Source organism: Eikenella sp. NML99-0057, from assembly GCF_001648535.1.
GTDB lineage: Bacteria > Pseudomonadota > Gammaproteobacteria > Burkholderiales > Neisseriaceae > Eikenella > Eikenella exigua.
Map to the genome: position 1 here is coordinate 430,117 of NZ_LXST01000001.1, position 16,628 is coordinate 446,744.

The window sequence follows — 16,628 nt, forward strand, 5'->3', positions numbered from 1 at the left end:
TGATTTGACTGTTTTCCATCGGCTATCCTAACCACCTATGTGTGGGGTAAAGCTAATCCGAGTAGTGCCACCAAGCCCGCAGCAACAACAGCGTCCGCTCTTGCATCTGCCGGCGCTTCGTCAGCTAGTGCTGCTTCCTCTGCATCGCAGCCTGCAGCCAAGTAAGAAAGCATCCATTTGAAGGCTACCTGAAAAATGCCTTAGCTTTTTCAGGTAGCCTTTCCTATACGCCGCGTTTACAATATAGCCAAATCTTCTTTACAGGACGCAAATCATGCTAGATATCCAACTTTTCCGCACCGATGCGGCCGCCGTTGCTACCAAACTGGCGCAGCGCGGTTTTGTTTTCAACCCTACTGTCTTCGACGCGCTGGAAGCGCATCGTAAGGCCCTGCAGATGCGTACCGAAGAGCTGCAATCACGGCGCAACAGCGTGTCCAAACAAATCGGCGCGCTCAAAGGGCAGGGTAAGCACGCCGAAGTCGAAGCAGCCATGTCCGAAGTGGCGAAAATCAAAACTGATTTAGAACGGGCTGATACCGATTACCAAACCGTACAGGCACAAATCGACACTCTGTTGCTCAGTATTCCAAATCTGCCACATGAGAGCGTGCCGGCCGGCAAAGATGAAACCGAAAATGTAGAAGTGCGTCGCGTGGGCAGCCCGCGCCAATTTGATTTCGAAATCAAAGACCATGTGGACTTAGGCGAAAAGCTCGGTCTCGACTTTGAAACTGCTGCTGCGCTTTCCGGCGCCCGCTTCAGCCTGATGAAAGGCCAAGTTGCCCGCCTGCACCGTGCCTTGGCGCAATTTATGCTCGACACCCACACCCAACAGCACGGCTACACAGAGTGCTATACACCTTATATCGTCAGCGACAGCACCCTCATCGGCACAGGCCAGCTGCCCAAATTCGGTGAAGATCTGTTCCACGTTACCCGTGGTGGCGACGAGAGCAAAACCATGCAATACCTTATTCCCACTGCCGAAGTAACTCTGACCAACACCGTGCGCGAGCGCATCCTGTCCGCCAATGCACTACCTATCAAGCTTACCGCCCATTCACCCTGTTTCCGCAGCGAAGCCGGTTCACACGGCAAAGACACACGCGGCCTTATCCGCCAGCACCAGTTCGACAAAGTGGAAATGGTGCAAATCGTCCACCCAGAACACTCCTATGCCGCACTAGAAGAAATGGTCGGCCACGCCGAGCGCATCCTACAATTGCTCGAACTGCCTTACCGCGTTATTACCCTGTGTACCGGCGACATGGGCTTCGGTGCCGCCAAAACCTACGATTTGGAAGTGTGGGTGCCCGCGCAAAACACCTACCGCGAAATCTCCAGCTGCTCCAACTGCGAAGATTTCCAAGCCCGCCGCATGAAAGCCCGCTTCAAAGATGAAGATGGTAAAAATCGCTTAGTGCACACCCTGAACGGCTCCGGCTTGGCAGTAGGTCGTACCTTAGTGGCGGTGTTAGAAAACCACCAAAATGCCGACGGCAGCATCAACATCCCTGCTGCCTTGCGCCCCTATTTGGGCGGCGTGGACAAGCTTGTTCCCTAAGCCTAAAGGCTACCTGAAAACCTATTTTTGGTTTTTCAGGTAGCCTTCATGTAATATCAATTAGCTGACTAGATGATAGATTTACACTGCCATTCCAATGTTTCAGATGGTGCTCTGCCACCACGCGAAATGGTGAAACTAGCACACGCCAATGGTTGTACCTTGCTTGCGCTTACCGACCACGACCACACCGGCGGCCTGGACGAAGCACGGCAGGAAGCGCAAGCCTTGGGCATTCGGCTGATAAACGGCGTGGAAGTCTCCGTGAGCTGGCGCAAGCGCACCATCCATATCGTTGGCCTCAATTTCGATGACACCGATGCCGTACTGCAAAACCTGCTGGCCAGGCTGCGGCGCGGACGGCTGGAGCGTTTTTTGCGCATGGCGGAAAAGCTTGAGAAGAAAGGCCTTGCCGGTGCCTGCGAGGGCGCGCTCGCGCTGGTGCCCAACCGTGAAATGGCCAGCCGCACCCATCTGGCGCAATGGCTGATGGAACAAGGCCATGTGCGTAATAAACAGCAGGCTTTTAAAAAATATTTGGGTGATGGTAAACCTGGCTACGTAAGGCATGAATGGGCTACGCTCGAAGAGGCCGTAGCTGCTATTTTGGGCGCAGGCGGCATTGCAGTTGTTGCCCACCCCATCCGCTACGGCCTCTCTGCCACCGCTCAGCGTAATTTATTCACTGAATTTAAAGCGCTGGGTGGGCAGGCTATTGAGGTGCACAGCAGCACCACCGACTTGAACGACCGCCTCAACTACGCCCGCCTCGCTGAGCAACACGGCTTTCTGGCCAGCGCTGGTAGCGATTTCCATCGCATAGGCGACTTCGGCAGCGGTCGCCTCGGTGCATGCCCGCCACTGCCCGAGCGCTGTCGGCCGGTTTGGCAAGAATTTTGCTTGTAGTACTCCATTCACGCACTAATGCTTTGTGCACGGGAAAACGATATAAGGAAATGAACCATGATCAAACAGTTTGAAATCAACAACTATGTGAGAAAGCAGCTGCAAGACTACCTTACTGAGAAAAAGCTCACGCTGGAGCAGGCCATGGCTGAAGAAATAAGCAACAACGAAATTGCCGCCATCGTGCATGCCGGCCTGCCCGGCATGGTGCGCAAGATTTATTCCCTAGGCAAAATGCAAACCTTCTTCTGGGAAAAGCGCGAACTTATCCAGGGATTTATTGCAGACCGACTGCAAAGTGTGAATGGAGAAAAGACAAAAAAAGCTAAATAAGGTAACCTGCCGAAAAGTGTCAGGCTGTATTCCTCGTGAGGAAGGAATGTAGGACTGATAATCGAAGATTTTATTAATAATTAGAGGAGTGATAAATATGTTTTTGGTTTTACTAGCCCTGATTTTGGCCGGTGTAGTGGCTTTCTTCTTTTTCCGCAACCGTCGCATTGAACAGGAAATTGAGCGCCAGCGCCGTGAAGAGGAAATTGAGCGTATCTTGGAGCGCAAAAAACAGGAAATCGAGCAGAACAGAACGCTGAACTGATTGCTTGATTGGGCACTGCGCGCGCTATTGCTCAAATTGCCGAAAAAGGCTACCTGAAACCTTTAGGTAGTCCTTTTTTATATCGCACGCTGGCTAATAAGCAACACTATTTCTCTATTTTTCCTTCTTTATCTTGCATTGTTTCAGCTTTGGTTTGCTGCCGCTTGGCACGGGGGTGGGTATCATCGTACACGCGAGCGAGATGGTCGAAATCCAGCTTGGTGTAGTGCTGGGTGGTGGCGAGCTGACTGTGGCCGAGCAGCTCTTGTACAGCACGGATGTCGCGGGTGTTTTGCAACAGGTGGCTAGCATAGCTGTGGCGCAACATATGGGGACTGAGGTGGCAGCTGCCGTAACGGGCGGCGAATTGTTGCAGGCGTTTTTGGATTTGGCGGGCACCGAGGCGGCGGCCGGTACGGCCGGTGAAGAGGGCTGTTTCGTTGGGCGCGGCGGTACGGGTTTTCAGGTAGCCTTCGAGGGTGCGGATACTTTGAGCGGTGAGGGGAAGATGGCGTTGTTTGCAGCCTTTACCGGTGACGGCCACCCAACCGCTTTGCAGGTTAAGGTCGGCCAGGTTGAGAGCACAGGCTTCAGCAAGGCGCAGGCCGCTGCCGTAGAGCAGCTCAAAGATGGCAAGGTCTCGACTGTCGAGCAGATTTTCTGGGGCTTGGTCGAGGAGTTGGTTAAGCGGCTCGGCAGGTACAGCTTTGGGCAGGCGTTCAGGGGATCTGGGGGCTTTAAGACCGTGGGTGGGGTCGGTTTTCAGATAGCCTGTTCGCACCAGCCAGCGGCAAAATTGCCGCCAAGCGCTGAGGCGGCGGGCGATGCTGTGTGGGTGCTGGTTTTGTTGGCCAAGCTGGCGCAGGGCGGCGGTGAACAATGGTCGGGCAAGTGCGCTTTGCGGCTGAAAATTGGCCAGCCAGGCGAGGTCTCGGCGGTAGGCGGCTAGGGTGTGAGGGGAGTGGTTTTGCTGTTGCAGGCTGTGCAGCCAGGCTTCGATTTGTGCTATCCAACCGCTGCTCATTGCTCTGCTCTGTGGTGAGTAAAATGGGCGCGGAAGGCGGCGGGAGTATGCTCGATAAGCTGGGCGGCGTAGTTGAAAAACACCATGCCGCATTGTACGCGGGCGATTTCGGTGTGGTCGGCTGCCCGGGAGAGTTTGGCGAAAAACGGGAAACCGGCCTTGCCAATTTCGCCTAAGGCTACCTGAACTAGCAGCTCTTCGCCATGAAAGGCTTGGGCACGGTATTGCACGACAGCATCGGCCATAATCAGACCGGCACCGAAGGCATCGGTTTCAGTGCAGCCGTGCGCGGCAAGAAAGCGTAAGCGGGCTTCGTGGGCGATGCGCAAAACGGCATCGTTGGCAAGGTGGTTACCATAGTTGAGGTGGCCGACTTCTAGCATGATGCGGGTTTCAAAACAGAAGTGTTCCGGCAGGTTGATTTGGATGCGCTGAGCGGCTGGCATACTAGGGCTCCGCTGATTAAAAACCATGTTATCTTAGCATTTGTTGCCTAATTATTGAACGTGTTGCAACAACATTCTGTAAAACAGCTGTGTAAATACCTTGACAAAATCTGCTCCAAACCCATATGCCTTGCAAGAAAACAATATGCAAAGGAAATAATCATGCGATACGACAAATTAACCGCTAAATTCCAACAGGCCTTGCAAGAAGGCCAGAGTTTGGCCTTGGCTGCGGATAGCAGCTATCTGGAAGCAGGTTTCGTGTTAAAAGCCCTGCTTGACGACCAAAACAGCGGAACATCTGCACTGTTGGCTCATACGGGCGTGAACGTGCCGCAAGTGAAGCAGCGTTTGCAGCAACATTTAAATAGCCTGCCGAAAGTGTCCGGCCAGGGGGGCGATATTCTGCCCAGCCGCGAATTACAGGCGGTGTTGAATCTGACGGATAAGGCCGCCGTCAAACGCGGCGATGCCTATATCGCCAGCGAACTTTTCCTGCTCGCCTTGGTGCAGCAGAACGATGCGACTGGCAAAATCCTGAAAGAAGCCGGTGCGACCGAACAAAACATCAATGCCGCAATTGATGCGGTACGCGGAGGACAAAACGTGAACGATGCCAATGCCGAAGACCAACGCGATGCTCTGAAAAAATACACGCTTGACCTGACCCAGCGCGCCCGCGACGGCAAACTCGACCCCGTTATCGGTCGCGACGACGAAATCCGCCGCGCGATTCAGGTATTGCAACGTCGCACCAAAAACAACCCCGTGCTGATCGGCGAACCTGGCGTGGGTAAAACCGCCATTGTCGAAGGTTTGGCGCAACGCATCGTCAACGGCGAAGTGCCCGAATCCCTGCGCAACAAACGCCTGCTGGTTTTGGATTTGGCGGCATTGATTGCCGGCGCAAAATACCGCGGCGAATTTGAAGAACGCTTGAAAGGCGTGTTGAACGACTTGGCGAAAGACGACGGCAACACCCTGATTTTCATTGACGAAATCCATACCTTGGTCGGCGCTGGCAAAACCGACGGCGCGATGGACGCGGGCAATATGTTGAAACCAGCTTTGGCGCGCGGCGAATTGCACTGCATCGGCGCGACCACTTTGGACGAATACCGCCAATACATCGAAAAAGATGCGGCACTCGAACGCCGCTTCCAAAAAGTATTGGTCGGCGAACCCAGCGTGGAAGACACCATCGCCATTCTGCGCGGTTTGCAGGAACGCTATGAAATCCACCACGGCATCGACATCACCGACCCTGCCATCGTTGCCGCCGCAGAATTGAGCGACCGTTACATCACCGACCGCTTCCTGCCTGACAAAGCGATTGATTTGATTGATGAAGCCGCCAGCCGCATCAAAATGGAGTTGGACAGCAAGCCCGAGCAGATGGACAAACTCGACCGCCGCATCATCCAGCTAAAAATGGAAAAAATGCATGTTGCCAAAGAAAGCGACGACGCCAGCAAAAAACGTTTGGAACTGATAGACGAAGAAATTGACGGTCTGCAAAAAGAATACGCCGATTTGGACGAAATCTGGAAAGCCGAAAAAGCCGCGTCTTCCAGCACCGCCGACATCAAAAAACAGATGGACGACATTAAAATAAAAATCGAGCAGGCCAAACGCCAAGGCAACTTTGCCCGTGCGTCCGAACTCGAATACGGCGAGTTGCCGAAATTGGGCGCACAGTTGCAGGCGGCGGAAAGCAACCCCGACGGCAAAAAACAAAACAAACTCTTCCGCACCGAAGTCGGCGCGGACGAAGTGGCCGAAATTGTATCGCGCATGACTGGTATCCCCGTCGCCAAAATGATGGAGGGCGAACGCGACAAACTATTGAAAATGGAAGAAGTATTGCACCGCCGCGTGGTTGGACAAGACGAAGCCATGCGTGCTGTGTCCGACGCCATCCGCCGCAGCCGCTCCGGCCTTGCCGATCCGAACAAACCTTACGGCAGCTTCCTGTTCCTAGGCCCGACCGGCGTGGGTAAAACCGAGTTGTGCAAAGCCCTGGCAGGCTTCCTGTTTGACAGCGAAGACCACCTCATCCGCATCGACATGTCCGAATACATGGAAAAACACGCCGTTGCCCGCCTCATCGGCGCACCTCCGGGCTATGTCGGCTACGAAGAGGGCGGCTACCTGACCGAACAAGTCCGCCGCAAACCGTACAGCGTGATTCTTTTGGACGAAGTGGAAAAAGCCCATCCCGACGTGTTCAACATCCTGCTGCAAGTATTGGATGACGGTCGTTTGACCGACGGGCAAGGTCGCACTGTGGACTTCAAAAACACTGTCATCGTCATGACTTCCAACATCGGCAGCCAGCACATCCAACAAATGGGCACGCAGGACTACGATGCCGTGAAAGAAGCGGTGATGGAAGAAGTGAAAGCCTACTTCCGCCCCGAAATGATCAACCGTATTGATGAAGTGGTCGTGTTCCACGGCTTGGATCAGGAGAATATCCGCAGCATCGCGAAAATCCAGCTCAAAGGCTTGGAAAAACGTTTGGAAGCGCAGCACCTGCACTTGAAAGTAGACGATGCCGCTTTGGATTTGATTGCCGAAGCCGGTTTCGACCCCGTGTACGGCGCACGCCCGCTCAAACGCGCCATCCAATCGGAAATCGAAAACCCGCTGGCCAAAGCCCTGCTCGAAGGCAAATACGCACCAGACAGCACGATTCATGTGAAAGAAGAAGGCGGCAGATTAGTGTTTGCCTGATTTGAAGGCTTGAATGTTTGAAACAGCAGGCTACCTGAAAATGATTAAACCGATATTTTCAGGTAGCCTGCTTTACATCACGCGGGAAATGCGTTATGTGAAAACTACAGCAAGCTACAATTTCACACAAAAAGGAAACCATATGATATGGATTTCAATAACCTGCTCAACCAAGTATTTGGTGCCGTGCAGTAAAGCGGCAACCAAGTGATGTCTGATAACAATCTGCTCAACTCGTTCGGTGGCGGGCGTTAATCGGCGGGCTGGCTGCGATTCTGCTGAAAAAAGGCGGCGCGAAATCATTGCTGAAGGCCGGTTCGGCTGCTGCCTTGGGGATGATGGCCTATCAGGCCTACCAAAGCTGGCAGGGAGGCCGGCAAAACAACACGGTAGCCGCTTTGCCTGAAGCGGCTTTTGCAGCGCAGGGGCAGCCGGCTGAAGAGCGCAGCCGCGTGATTTTGCGCACCATGATTGCTGCCGCGGCTTCAGACGGCTTGATTGATGAAATGGAAAAGCAGCTGATTGCCCAAGAGGGTGGTGCCGATGCCGAATTGCAGCAGTGGCTGGCCAACGAATATGCCCGTCCGGCTTCTATTAACGAGCTGGCCGAGGCGGTGGGCGGTGATCAGGCGCTGGCTGCCGAAGCCTATTTGGTTGCCCGCGCGGTTTGCGGCGATTTGGTGCGCGGTGAGATTGCCTTCTTGTCCCGGCTGTCGCAGGCTTTGGGGCTGGATGACGGTTTGGTGGAGCAGTTGGAGTTGGCACAATAAAACACCAGCCGTTTGGTATAAGCAAAAGGCTACCTGAAAATTTTCAGGTAGCCTTTAATCCGTTCTGAACGAAGCATCATACCGCAGGCGGGGTTTCTTTGGCGGGTTCGGCGGCTTCATCTGCCGGGGCTGGAGCAGCCGGCTCAGCGGCAGGTACGGTTTCTTTTTCCGGGCTGGCGGCTGGGGCGGGTTCGGTGGTGTTGGCAGGATTGAACACGGTGGCATCGGCAGCGGCGTCGGCTTCGTCTAAGTCGTTTTGCAGGGGTACGGGCGCATCGTGCGGCACGAGTTGTACGCGCTGCTCGGCGTTGCCGGCATGGGCTTCCGGGGCTTGCTCGGCCAGGTAGGAGAGGGTAACGCTTTGGCCGCTGCGCTGTTCGAGCTGGCTGCGGTAGGTTTCGGGCGTCATCAATTCTTCGGCACCACGGCTCAGCTGGGCGAATACGTTTTGATAGCTGCGGGTGAGCTCGTCCACTGCTTCGGCGGTGTCGATAAAGTGGTGGTTTACGGCTTCGCGATAGTCTTGCAGGGCTTTTTTGGCTTCTTCCAATTCGGCTTGCTGTTTGCTGTTGCCACGTTTGAACAGCAGGGTGATGAGCATGCCGATAAGGAAGCCGCCGAGGCCGGTGAGGATAAATTGGGTAATGAGGGGCAGGTTGTTCATGGGATTTTCCTTTGTGGTGGACGGGCGGTATAGCTATTGTATAGCAATTTAGGCGGTTTGTTGCCTTGTGTAAAGGCTACCTGAAAAGTTTGCTGCGTTAATGCAGCACTCTCTGCGGATTATCTGCGCTGTGGCCGGTTTCTTCTTCGGGCAGGCCTTGGTAGATATCGAATTCGATGCGGGCACCCACGGCGTGGCAGAAGCTGATTACTCGGGGAGAAAAGCCGATGGCCGGGGTGGAGTCGCGCTCGTCGGTGCTCACGGTGAGCACAACCATCAAGTAGGCTTCGAGCCGGTGGGCTTTGGCTAACTCGGCAATTTTGTCTTGTACCGGCAGTAAGGCGGCGATGAGTTCGTCGGCGATTTCGTTTAGGCGGAACACGTCATCGCCACGCAGCACGGGTGTGCCGTATTGCCAGCTGGCATGCTGCAGCACTCTGCCGCCTATGCTGCTGCCCTCATACACCGCGCGGGTGGGGGCAAGATTGAGGGCGGCGCTGACGGCGTCGGGGGCGAAACCGCGGCCGGTGAGGGCGAAGTAGAGATAGCATTCGTTGAGGTTGGGCGTATCCATCGACTTATTTTCATTGGATTAAATAGACGGCGAGGCGGATAAGGAGCAGGCTCATCAGCGCGGCGATGATGTCGTCCAGCATCACGCCGAAGCCACCGCCCACTTGGCGGTCGAACCAGCGGATGGGCGGCGGTTTCACCGCATCAAAGAAGCGGAAGGCAGCGAAGGCGGCCAGCCACCACGCCCAAGATTGCGGCGTGAAGGCGAGCACCAGCAGCATGGCCACGATTTCGTCCCACACGATGCCGCCGTAGTCGTGCACGCCGAGGGTGGCTTCGGTTTGGTTGCAAATCCAGATGCCGACGGCAAACAGGGGCAGGCACAGCAGGGCGAGCAGCCAGCCGTCGATGCCCAGCGCCATCAGCGCGGCGGCGAGGGGCAGGGCGGGCAGGGTGCCGAAAGTGCCGGGGGCAATCGGGGCGAGGCCGCTGCCGAAGCCGAAACCGAGGAAACAGGTGGGGCGGCGCAGCAGCCAGGCGAAAGTGGGGCGGAATGCGGGTTTTTGTTTAGCCAAAGTGGTCGAATCCTAAATGGGAAAGGTGCAGTTCGCTGCCGTTGGTACGCAGCAGTTTCAGGTAGCCTGTGTCGTTGATGCAACCGATGCGGGTTACGGGCGTGCGGCTGCTTTCGGCCGCGGCGAGCACGGCTGGGCGCGCTTGCGGCGGGGCGGTGAACAATAATTCGTAGTCGTCGCCGCCGGCGAGGGTGAGCTCGTATACGGTTTGTTCGGGCAGGCATTGGCGCAGGCCGGGCGCGGTGGGCACCAGGTCGGCGTCTAGCTCTGCGCCCACGTTGGAGGCGCGCAGGATGTGGCCGAGGTCTTGGGCCAGGCCGTCGGAAATATCCTGCGCCGCCGTGGCAACGGGCAGCAGGGCTTGGCCGAGGGATACGCGCGGAGTGGGGCGCAGGCGGGCGGCTTCACATTCGGCAAACAGGTTTTCAGGTAGCCTGATGTTCTGCCAGATGTGGTGCAGGGCGGCGGCGGCCAGGCCGATTTGGCCGGACACCCAAATATCGTCACCATTTTGCGCACCGCTGCGACGCAGGCCTTGGCCCGCGGGCAGCTCGCCGGTGATGGCCACGTTGAAAACGAGATCGCCTTTGGTGGTGTCGCCGCCGATGAGGGTGATGCCGTATTGGCACAGCATGGCGAACAGGCTGCCTGAAAATGCTTCCAGCCAGCCGGGATTGAGCTCGGGCAGGGCGACGCTGAGCATCACCCAGCGCGGCCGCGCGCCCATGGCGGCCATATCGGAAATGTTTACGGCCAGGATTTTGTGCGCGAGGTCGGCAGGGGCGACATCGGGGAAGAAGTGGCGGCCGGCCAGCAGCATATCGCTGCTGAAGCATAAATCATGGCCGGGGCGCGGGCGGACGATGGCGGCATCGTCGCCGATGCCGAGCAGGAGCTCGGGGTCGGCCGGCTGTTCGGCAGTGAGGTATCGGTGGATGAAGTCGAATTCGCCGAGGGGTTTTGTAGTGGATTGGGGCATAGCGGGGTGTTTGGGTATAGGGTGGAGGCTACCTGAAAACGAAGTTTCCAAAGGAAGCTGAGTTTCTGCGAAGCTAAAACTAAGCTGCAACGAGGTTAAAACTAGTAGAGAGAGTTTCTGTGAAGCTAAAAATTTTCAGGTAGCCTTTGGTTTATGTTTTCGTTTTGCTGAAGCCGCAGTGTTTTGCTGCGTGGGAACTTGGCTTGGGCTGGGCTGGAGGATTGTTGTTTATTTCGTTGAAGCCGCATTTTCAGGTAGCCTCTAATCGCGCACGTAGATGGTTTCTACGTCGTAATCGTCGTTATCCCAATCATCTTCGTCATCGGGCTCGGCGGGGGGCAGGGTGTGGCTGAGGGCGGAATCCATGCCGCATTCCCAGCGCAATACGGAGAGCAGGTGGTGGATGTCTTCCGGCAGCGGGGCTTCGAATTGTACGGTTTCGCCACTTTCGGGGTGGACGAAGCTGAGCCGGTAGGCGTGCAGGGCTTGGCGGGCAAGTTGGTGTACGGCTTCTTTTACGGCATCCGAGCAGGGGTGGCGCGGGTTGCCGTATACGGGGTCGGCGGCAAGCGGGTGTTTGGCTTCGCGCATGTGCACGCGGATTTGGTGGGTGCGGCCGGTTTCGAGGGCGCATTCGATGTAGCTATGGCTCTGGTAGCGTTCGAGCACTTTGATGTGGGTAACGGCTTTTTTGCCGCCGAAGCCGACTACGGCCATTTTGAGGCGGTTGTGCGGGTCGCGGCCGATGAGGGTGTCGATTTTGCCGTCGAACGGCACGATGCCGTCGGCCACGGCACGGTAGATGCGCTTCACGCTGCGCTCTTGCAGCTGCTGCACGAGGCTGTTTTGTGCGGCCGGGGTTTTGGCCACCACCATCAGGCCGCTGGTGTCTTTGTCGAGGCGGTGCACGATGCCGGCGCGGGGGATTTCGGCCAATGCCGGGCAGTGGGCCAGCAGGCCGTTGAGCAGGGTGCCGCTCCAGTTGCCGGCGGCAGGGTGGACGACAAGGCCGGCGGGTTTGTTCAACACAATCACGCTGTCATCTTCAAACACAATATCCAGCGGCATGGGCTCGGGCGTAAAGGCAGCGGTTTCGTGGCTGTGCTGGATATGCACTTCCAAGGTTTCGCCGCCAATGAGCCGCTCTTTGGTGCGGGCAACCTGGCCGTTGAGCAACACGTTGCCGTCTTTAATCCAAGTGCTCAGGCGGCTGCGGGAATAATCGAGCAGCAGTTTGGCCAGCGCGGCATCGAGTCTTTGGCCGGCCAAATCGGTGGGCACGGTTAAATTTATACAATTTTCCGCGTCTGCCCCTGCCGAAAAGTCGAAATCATCGTTATAATCGGCGTCATTGTTGGTATAGGAAGAAATGTTCTGCATGAAAAAGATTCTTTTAGTTACCGGCCTGGCAGTGATGCTGTCGGCCTGCTCCAGCACTTCAACCACCGCTGTGAGCCAAGATGCCCAGATTACGCAGGATTGGTCGGTAGATAAGCTGTATGCCGAAGCGCACGATGAAATGGAGAGCCGCAATTATAGCCGTTCGGTGCGTTTATATGAAATTTTGCGGGCGCGTTTCCCCAACACCCGCCAAGCGGTGCAATCGCGGCTGGATACGGCTTATGTGTATTATAAAGACGAGCAGCAGCCGCAGGCGCTGGCGCATGTGGAGCAGTTTTTGAAGCTGTATCCCAACCATCCGAACACCGATTATGCGCTGTATCTGAAGGGCTTGATTGTGCTCAATCAAGACAAATCCATCTTCAACAAGCTGGCTTCGCAGGATTGGTCCGACCGCGACCCGAAAGCAAACCGCGAAGCTTATCAGGTGTTTAACGAGCTCATCACTCGCTTCCCCAATAGCAAATACGCCAACGACGCGCGCGAAAAAATGACGCGCTTGGTAGATGCCTTGGGTGGTAACGAAATGGCCATCGCCCGCTACTACATGCAGCGCGGCGCTTACTTGGCCGCCGCCAACCGCGCACAGGGGATTGTGAGCCGTTATCAGAACACGCGCTATGTGGAAGAGGCGCTGGCGATTATGATGACCGCTTACACCCGTTTGGAAAAACCGGAGTTGAGCAGCGACACCCGCCGCGTGTTGGCGCAAAACTTCCCGCAAAGCCCTTATTTGCAGAAAGAATGGCAGCCAAACGATATTCCGTGGTGGCGCTATTGGAAGTAGTATAGAACTTGGAGGCTAACTGAAAGCGGTTTTTCAGGTAGCCTTTATCAGCTAGAACGTCTTAACTTCAAAACAAGGATATGAAAATGAAAAAATTACCCCCTTTCTTCGCCGCCTGCCTGCTGGGCTTCTGTGCCGTAGCCAGCGCCACCACCTACGAATGCACCGACCGACAAGGCCGCCGCACCTACACCGCCACCCCCGGCCCTAATTGCCGTGCCGTCACCCTTGGCCGCGTGACCACCTATCCCGCCCCCGTAAGCACCGCGCCTGGCAGCCCGAGCTACAGCAGCCCAGCTGCCGCCACCCCAGCCGCCCAGCCTGCTGCCAATGAAAGCCAGCGCCAAGCCGCCACCGAGCGCCTGCGCCAAGCCCAGCAGAATCTGGAAGAAGGCCGCAAAGTGCGCTATGGCAACGAGCGCAACTACGCCCGCTATCTAGAGCGCATCGGTAAGCTGGAAGAGGAAGTGAACAAAGCCCAGCAGGAAGTGAACAACCTGAATAAATAAATCCGGTTGTGCTTTAATTTCTTGCAGTAACGTTTTCAGGTAGCCTTTGGTGTGATGCAGGCTACCTGAAAAACGAATCAACCCAATTTTTCCCGTTTAACATCCCACCCGATTTAACTTCGTTGCAGCTTACGCTTTCAGGTAGCCTTTATGCCCGCCATCCCCACGCACTACCGCAACCTGCGCGTGTCCGAGACCGCTTCGGATAAGGAGATACGCGAGGCCTACCGCCGCCTGTCGAAACGCTATCATCCCGATTTTAATCCCGACAATTCTGAAGCCCTGCGCATCATGCAGATGGTAAACAAGGCCTATGCTGTGTTGTCCGACCCCGAGCAACGCAAACGGCACGATGCCTGGATTGCCGCCCAGCGCCAGGCCAAAGCTACCAATCCCTTGCTGCAGCAAGCCGCTGCACGGCAGCAGGCCAAGCTGGTGCCTTGGGGGCAGAAGCTGAAAGCGCAGTGGCAGCGGCTGCGTGCCAACAAAGCATTTTGGCTGGTGTTCGGCACCGGCTTGTTGCTTGGGCTGCTCGTGTTGCAACTTTGGTGGTGGCTGGATAAAACTCCGGCTGCGCCTCAAGATACGCCTTCCGCCGTGAGCCAGCTGGCCGCCCAAGGCAGCGCCTACCAACGCCCGGCCAAAGCCCCCAACGGCAACATCTGGCCGTATTTTTCTGACTATATTTCAGGCTACCCTGTGGCCGCGCAAAACGGCATGTCTATCGCCAGCATTGCCAACCACGGCGCCGACCGCATGGTGGAGCTGCAAATGCAGCAAGACGGCAGCTGGCAAAACATCCGTACTTTCTACATGCCCGAGAAGGGGTTCTTCACCCTCTACGAACTCGGTGCCGGCCAATACCGCTTGCTCTATCTTGATTTAGACAGCGGCCGCCACACCCAAACCGATGTTTGGCAAATAGAAAAACAAAATGATGCGCCGGTGTACCCCGATGCCAGCATCACCCTCCCGCCCACACAGCAAGGATAATCATGAGCGCCTCTCCCGCCGCCAAATACACAGAAGAAACCGTACTTTGGGTAAAACGCCACACGCCCAAACTGATGAGTTTCGCCATCAGCCGCCCCGAAGAATACCGCTTTGCCGCCGGCCAATTTTCCCGCCTCGGCTTCCCCGAAGGCAGCGGCTTCATTTGGCGCGCCTATTCCGTGGTTTCCGCCGAATACGACGACACCCTCGAATACTTCGCCGTGCTCATCGAAGGCGGCCCCATGTCGGCTCGATTCGAACAGATGGAAGCCGGCAGCACCATCTTGCTCGACAAAACCGCCACCGGCTTCCTGCTGCCCGAACGCTTCCCCGACGGTAGCGACCTCATCATGCTCAGCACCGGCTCCGGCATCGCCCCCTTCCTCTCCATTTTGCAACAGCCGCAGATTTGGCAGCGCTTCGACCATCTCGCCCTGGCTCACTCCGTTTCCCATGCCAACGAAGCCGTGTTCAACCAGCATATCCGCGATTTGGCCGAACACCCATTAGTGGGCGAGTATTACGATAAACTGCGCTTCGTTCCCGTGCTCACCCGCGAGCAGCAGCCCGGCAGCCTCAGCCAACGCCTGCCGCAGCTGTTGGAAAACGGCAGCCTCAGCCAAGCCTTCGGCCTGCCGTTCAGCACCGAGCGCAGCCGCTTCATGCTGTGCGGCAATCCCGCTATGGTAAAAGACACTTTCCAAGCTCTGCTCAAGCTTGGCTTTGCCATGCACCGCAACCGCATCCCCGGCCATATAATGATGGAAAACGGCTTTTAATGCCTTTAACTAATATCGGAAATTGCAAGGCAGGATGTTGCCAACGTTTTCAGGCAGCCTCAATTAACAGGCTACCTGAAACCGATTTTTGGCTCGCAAGATTACAGGCTGGCTGAAATTCATCAGAGCTAACGAGATGCTGATAAACCACAGGCTCGTGCATCAAGCATCTATTAATTCTCAAGTATCCTCAAAAGCCCATCCAAGGCTACCTGAAAATTAAGCCCTTGCCACCAGCCGCTGCTCAGTCCACAATAAGACTCTTCCCCACGAACAGCAAAACACAGCCATGAGCCATTCCCAAGCCTTCAGCCGCACCGACGACGTACGCATCCGCAGCATCAGTGAGCTGCTGCCCCCCATCGCCCACCTCTACGAATTGCCCATCAGCGAAGCCGCCACCGATTTGGTGGAAACCACCCGCCATCAGATTGCCGACCTGGTGCACGGCCGCAATAAACGCCTGCTCACCATCATCGGCCCCTGTTCCATCCACGATCCCAAAGCCGCCCTCGAATACGCCCAGCGCCTGTTGCCCCTGCGCAAAAAATACGAGAAAGAGCTGCTTATCGTGATGCGCGTTTATTTTGAAAAACCGCGTACCACCGTGGGCTGGAAAGGGCTCATCAATGACCCTCATCTCAACGGCACCTTCGATATCAACTTCGGCTTGCGCCAGGCCCGCCGCCTGCTGTTAGATTTAAACAGCCTCGGCGTGCCCGCTTCCACCGAATTTCTCGACATGATCACCCCGCAGTATTATGCCGACCTCATCTCCTGGGGCGCCATCGGCGCGCGCACCACCGAAAGCCAGGTGCACCGCGAGCTTGCCAGCGGCCTATCCTGCCCGGTCGGCTTCAAAAACGGCACCGACGGCAATCTCAAAATCGCCATCGATGCCATTGGTGCCGCCTCTCACCCGCACCACTTTCTTTCCGTCACCAAAGCCGGTCACTCCGCCATCGTCCACACCGCCGGCAACCCTGACTGCCACGCCATCCTGCGCGGCGGCAAAGAGCCGAATTACAGCGCAGAACACGTTAAAGCCGCTGCAGAACAGCTGGCCAAAGCCGGCGTAACGCCCAAATTGATGGTGGATTTCAGCCACGCCAACAGCCGCAAAGACTACACCCGCCAAATAGAAGTGGCGCACGATGTGGCCGTGCAGCTGAAAAACGGCGAGCAAAACATCATGGGCATCATGGTGGAAAGCCACTTGGTGGGAAGCCGCCAAGACAAACCCGAAACCTACGGCCAAAGCATTACCGATGCCTGCATCGGCTGGGATGCCACCGAAAAGTTGCTTGCGCTGATGGCCGAAGCTAATCGCGGCAGAATATGAGCAAAGCGGCTTTTGCCGATTTTTTACTAAATACAATGC

Annotated in this window: 17 protein-coding genes and 1 pseudogene; 11 read left to right on the forward strand and 7 right to left on the reverse strand. The window is 56.2% G+C overall.

The window, feature by feature from the left end:
* Nucleotides 1–274 precede the first annotated feature (274 nt).
* From serS to A7Q03_RS10075, 4 genes are all read left to right on the forward strand, one after another.
* Nucleotides 275–1,567 carry a serine--tRNA ligase gene (gene serS, locus A7Q03_RS02120; RefSeq protein WP_067446902.1) on the forward strand — a complete coding sequence of 431 codons (1,293 nt, stop codon included), beginning with the start codon at nt 275–277 and terminating at the stop codon, nt 1,565–1,567.
* Nucleotides 1,568–1,639: 72 nt separating this feature from the next.
* Entirely contained in the window at nt 1,640–2,473 is an 834-nt protein-coding gene (locus A7Q03_RS02125) for a PHP domain-containing protein (RefSeq protein ID WP_067446903.1), read from the forward strand.
* Nucleotides 2,474–2,530: 57 nt separating this feature from the next.
* A complete protein-coding gene (locus A7Q03_RS02130; RefSeq protein WP_067444782.1) occupies nt 2,531–2,806 on the forward strand; it encodes a hypothetical protein in 276 nt (91 codons plus the stop codon).
* Nucleotides 2,807–2,903: 97 nt separating this feature from the next.
* Nucleotides 2,904–3,071, forward strand: a complete 168-nt coding sequence (locus A7Q03_RS10075; RefSeq protein WP_153705441.1) for a hypothetical protein — start codon at nt 2,904–2,906, stop codon at nt 3,069–3,071.
* A gap of 106 nt (nt 3,072–3,177) precedes the next feature.
* Here A7Q03_RS10075 and A7Q03_RS02135 read toward each other — a convergent pair whose 3' ends face one another.
* Both A7Q03_RS02135 and A7Q03_RS02140 read right to left on the reverse strand, forming a co-directional pair.
* Nucleotides 3,178–4,095: a tyrosine-type recombinase/integrase gene (locus A7Q03_RS02135; RefSeq protein ID WP_067446905.1), complete on the reverse strand. Its 918-nt coding sequence runs from the start codon at nt 4,093–4,095 to the stop codon at nt 3,178–3,180.
* Nucleotides 4,092–4,541: a thioesterase family protein gene (locus A7Q03_RS02140; RefSeq protein ID WP_067439001.1), complete on the reverse strand. Its 450-nt coding sequence runs from the start codon at nt 4,539–4,541 to the stop codon at nt 4,092–4,094. The genes A7Q03_RS02135 and A7Q03_RS02140 overlap by 4 nt, the downstream gene beginning before the upstream one ends.
* Before the next feature lie 162 nt (nt 4,542–4,703).
* Here A7Q03_RS02140 and clpB point away from each other — a divergent pair, with 162 nt between their 5' ends.
* The gene (gene clpB / locus A7Q03_RS02145; RefSeq protein WP_067446907.1) at nt 4,704–7,277 is read left to right on the forward strand and encodes an ATP-dependent chaperone ClpB; all 2,574 of its coding nucleotides are present in this window, start codon (nt 4,704–4,706) and stop codon (nt 7,275–7,277) included.
* 210 nt (nt 7,278–7,487) lie between these two features.
* Nucleotides 7,488–8,047 (forward strand): annotated as a pseudogene (locus tag A7Q03_RS02155) (tellurite resistance TerB family protein).
* 76 nt (nt 8,048–8,123) lie between these two features.
* Here A7Q03_RS02155 and A7Q03_RS02160 read toward each other — a convergent pair.
* From A7Q03_RS02160 to rluD, 5 genes are all read right to left on the reverse strand, one after another.
* Complete coding sequence (locus A7Q03_RS02160) at nt 8,124–8,711, reverse strand: YhcB family protein (RefSeq protein WP_067446913.1); 588 nt, start codon at nt 8,709–8,711, stop codon at nt 8,124–8,126.
* A gap of 97 nt (nt 8,712–8,808) precedes the next feature.
* Nucleotides 8,809–9,285, reverse strand: a complete 477-nt coding sequence (locus tag A7Q03_RS02165; RefSeq protein ID WP_067446915.1) for a DUF4279 domain-containing protein — start codon at nt 9,283–9,285, stop codon at nt 8,809–8,811.
* 10 nt (nt 9,286–9,295) lie between these two features.
* The gene (locus A7Q03_RS02170; RefSeq protein ID WP_067446917.1) at nt 9,296–9,799 is read right to left on the reverse strand and encodes a phosphatidylglycerophosphatase A; all 504 of its coding nucleotides are present in this window, start codon (nt 9,797–9,799) and stop codon (nt 9,296–9,298) included.
* Complete coding sequence (thiL, locus tag A7Q03_RS02175; RefSeq protein ID WP_067446919.1) at nt 9,792–10,778, reverse strand: thiamine-phosphate kinase; 987 nt, start codon at nt 10,776–10,778, stop codon at nt 9,792–9,794. Before thiL ends, A7Q03_RS02170 begins: the two co-directional genes overlap by 8 nt.
* A 261-nt stretch (nt 10,779–11,039) precedes the next feature.
* Nucleotides 11,040–12,158 (reverse strand): 23S rRNA pseudouridine(1911/1915/1917) synthase RluD, encoded by a 1,119-nt coding sequence (gene rluD, locus A7Q03_RS02180; protein WP_067446922.1) that lies wholly within the window; start codon nt 12,156–12,158, stop codon nt 11,040–11,042.
* On the opposite strand from rluD, the gene A7Q03_RS02185 reads away from it, so the two are divergent.
* From A7Q03_RS02185 to aroG, 5 genes are all read left to right on the forward strand, one after another.
* Nucleotides 12,157–12,966 carry an outer membrane protein assembly factor BamD gene (locus A7Q03_RS02185; protein ID WP_067446924.1) on the forward strand — a complete coding sequence of 270 codons (810 nt, stop codon included), beginning with the start codon at nt 12,157–12,159 and terminating at the stop codon, nt 12,964–12,966. The genes rluD and A7Q03_RS02185 overlap by 2 nt on opposite strands.
* Before the next feature lie 86 nt (nt 12,967–13,052).
* Entirely contained in the window at nt 13,053–13,475 is a 423-nt protein-coding gene (locus A7Q03_RS02190; protein WP_067446926.1) for a DUF4124 domain-containing protein, read from the forward strand.
* 150 nt (nt 13,476–13,625) lie between these two features.
* Nucleotides 13,626–14,468 carry a J domain-containing protein gene (locus A7Q03_RS02195; RefSeq protein ID WP_067446928.1) on the forward strand — a complete coding sequence of 281 codons (843 nt, stop codon included), beginning with the start codon at nt 13,626–13,628 and terminating at the stop codon, nt 14,466–14,468.
* 2 nt (nt 14,469–14,470) lie between these two features.
* On the forward strand, nt 14,471–15,247 hold the full coding sequence (locus A7Q03_RS02200; RefSeq protein ID WP_067446930.1) for a ferredoxin--NADP reductase: 777 nt from the start codon (nt 14,471–14,473) through the stop codon (nt 15,245–15,247).
* A gap of 289 nt (nt 15,248–15,536) precedes the next feature.
* The gene (aroG, locus tag A7Q03_RS02205) at nt 15,537–16,589 is read left to right on the forward strand and encodes a 3-deoxy-7-phosphoheptulonate synthase AroG (protein ID WP_067446932.1); all 1,053 of its coding nucleotides are present in this window, start codon (nt 15,537–15,539) and stop codon (nt 16,587–16,589) included.
* The last annotated feature ends 39 nt before the right edge of the window (nt 16,590–16,628 follow it).